Origin of the sequence: Arthrobacter sp. NPDC056691, from assembly GCF_042791415.1 — a bacterium.
Lineage (GTDB): Bacteria > Actinomycetota > Actinomycetes > Actinomycetales > Micrococcaceae > Arthrobacter.
On record NZ_JBHTXX010000066.1, the window covers coordinates 1 to 2,994 of the forward strand.

General features: G+C 63.3%; 2 protein-coding genes. Both read left to right on the forward strand.

Annotation, left to right across the window (positions count from 1 at the left end; all coding sequences use genetic code 11):
* On the forward strand, positions 1–242 hold a 242-nt coding region (locus tag ACFRAU_RS26000; RefSeq protein WP_378002010.1), incomplete at its 5' end, for a hypothetical protein.
* 428 nt (positions 243–670) lie between these two features.
* Complete coding sequence (locus ACFRAU_RS26005; protein WP_378002011.1) at positions 671–2,908, forward strand: excalibur calcium-binding domain-containing protein; 2,238 nt, start codon at positions 671–673, stop codon at positions 2,906–2,908.
* The last annotated feature ends 86 nt before the right edge of the window (positions 2,909–2,994 follow it).

A 2,994-nucleotide genomic window follows, 5' to 3' on the forward strand; every position in this document is an offset into this window, starting at 1 on the left:
AACGCTCAGCGGGCCGGGGCTTTCGGCGGCCAAAACCCGATAAATACCGGCAAACCCCGAGGGCGGGTGGCCAGAAAAGGTTGCCGGCCCCCCGCCGTCGGGCTTTCCTGAAACCGCGGCTACCCGAAGGGGAAGAGCGCAGTGTTGACCTGATCGAAAATGGTCGATTGATCGGCGTCAGCGGGAACTTCAAACGCGTGGAAAATGCCGGCGAAAAAGCATGGCATAGTTCTCTCAGTTGAAGCTTGAAGTTCTTCACGTAATTGGGGGATCCATGTCCGAAAATTGTCGCGCCACCACTGTCTCAACATGGGCTGGGCGCCTAGCAGCAACACTTGCGATCGCAGTTGCTGCTACGGCCGTCGGCGTCATGCCAGCCAACGCTACCGTCGCGCAGACTGCGCCGGTTCCGTTCGCACTCACGGGGCCAACTGAGGCCGTTGCAACCACCACGCCGGGTGTGACAGGCGAGGCCGTGGTGGGTCACACGCTCTCTGTCGAGACGGGCACCTGGGCGCCGGACGCTACGTTCGAATTTCAATGGCTGGCGGACGGCGTGCCGGTGGAGGGAGCTACCGGGTCCACGCTGGTGCTTAGTCCAGACCAAGCGGGCAAAGTGATCACGGCGCAGGTGACCGGGTCCCAGCCTGGCTCTTCGCCAGAAACCCGCATGAGCGAACCCACGGCAGCAATCGGATACGGAACACTCACGGTTGCTACGCCGGCAGTATCCGGCCAAGCCAAGGTCGGCCAGACGCTCACGGTCGAGGCTGGTGACTGGACCCTTGGTACAGTCTTTGACTATCAGTGGCTGGCTGACGGCACACCCTTGGTGGGAGCCACCGAATCCACCTTGGACTTGAATGCAGACCATCTCGGCAAGGCGATCACAATTCAAGTCACCGGCTCCCGGGCCGGGTACGTCACCGCGTCCAGCGCGTCAGCTGCGACGGCACCGGTCGCCGAAGGATCGCTAGATGCTGTTGTCCCCACCGTCACCGGCCCTGCGACCGTGGGAAAGACGCTTTCCGCCGACGCGGGCACCTGGTCACCCTCCTCGGTCACCCTCCGGTACCAGTGGTACCGCTCCGGGGTGGCCATCGACGGGGCTGCCGAAGCAGCCCTCCAACTGACTGCTGATGACGCCGGAGCGACGATCACTGTCCAGGTCACCGGCTCGGAGCCCGGATACACGTCGGAGACGCGAACCAGCGAGCCCACGGCCAACGTTTCATATGAAGCGGTCCCGGCGGGAGTGGCGTTCTCAGACCAGAACGGCACATCGAACGACACTTACACCGTGCCGGCGACGAACGGTGTCGACTATCAAATAAACGGGGAGATCGTGGCCGCTGGCACGTACCCCGGAACCGGCATTGTCACAGTGACTGCGACAGCAAAGGCAGGTTACGTCCTCGCGCCCAACGTTGCCGTGTCCTGGTCGGTAACCTTCAAGTCCACTCCGTACTCAGTGTCCCCTTCTGCAGTGGTGTTTAGCGATCTGCTCGGCACGAAGGATGACACCTACACCATCCCGAATACGACAGGTGCTGATTACCTCGTCGGCGGAAAGGCTGTGGCAGCGGGAACGTATCTAGGCACCGGCACGGTCACAGTGACGGCGATGGCAAAAACCGACTATGATATTCAGTCCGGAGCTGCCTCGTCATGGACGTTCACGTTCAAGGGTGACCTGATTGGGGCTGCCCCGAAGATCACAGGCACCTCGAAGGTTGGGTATGCCCTGACTGCGGTCCCCGGCATATGGTCACCGAGCCCAGTGACACTCAGTTACCAGTGGTACCGCTCCGGCGTAGCTGTCGCCGGAGCAACGGCGGCCACATACTCGCTTCCGGCCAGTGCCGCCGGAGCCACCTACACGGTTCGCGTTGCCGCGTCGAAGGCCGGCTACGCTTCGGTGGTTAAGGCTTCCGCGGCCTCGGCTGTTGTGGCCACGGGTTCGCTCGTCGGGGCCACTCCCAGGATTACTGGGACTGCCAAAGTCGGCTACGCACTGACTGCAACCGCCGGGGTCTGGTCGCCGGCTCCGGTCGTTCTCAAGTACCAGTGGTACCGTGCCGGCGTTGCCATCGCTGGCGCGACCGCTGCTTCCTACCGGCTTCCTGCTAGTGCCGCCGGGGCGACCTATACCGTCCGCGTCACCGGGGCAAAGACGGGCTACTCCTCGCTGGTCAAGGCTTCCGCGGCCACGTCTGTTGTGGCCAAGGGGTCGCTTGTGGCGGCTGTTCCTCGAATCACCGGGACTGCCAAGGTTGGCTATGCTTTGACCGCAATTCCGGGTGCCTGGTCACCGGCTCCGGTAGTGCTCCGGTACCAGTGGTACCGGTCCGGAGTTGCCATCGTTGGTGCGACTGCTGCTTCATACCGGCTTCCGGCCAGCGCCGCCGGGGCGAGGTTCTCGATCCGAGTGACCGGGTCAAAGCCCGGCTATTCGACGTTGGCCAAGACCTCCGCGGTGACCGCCGCGGTGGCCAAGGGGTCACTGGCCGGGACTGCTCCGAGGATCACTGGCACCGCCAAGGTCGGCTATGTGCTGACCGCGATCGCTGGTGCTTGGTCACCGGCTCCGGTGGCGCTCCGGTACCAGTGGTACCGATCCGGCGTGGCCGTCGTCGGCGCAACAGCAGCTTCGTATAGGCTCCCGGCCAGTGCCGCCGGGGCGACTTATGCGGCTAGGGTCACGGGGTCAAAGACCGGCTACACCGCCTTGGTCAAAGCGTCCGGCGCCACAGCACGTATTGCTGCGCCCTATATTCCCCCGTCCCCAGCCGTCTACTACGCCAACTGCACTGCAGTGAGGAATGCTGGGAAGGCTCCACTGTTTAGGGGCCAGCCCGGCTACAGGGATGCACTCGACCGCGATAATGATGGAATCGCCTGCGAATAGGTTTCGACAAGCTCTACCAACGCAGCAACAGGCGCAACCACCGACGGCGGGTGGCCGGCAAACATTCTGTCTCTTATACACATCTC

Excerpts from the sequence above, each read along its gene's own strand:
- ACFRAU_RS26005 (WP_378002011.1), top strand. The coding sequence starts at position 671 with ATGAGCGAACCCACGGCAGCAATCGGATACGGAACACTCACGGTTGCT.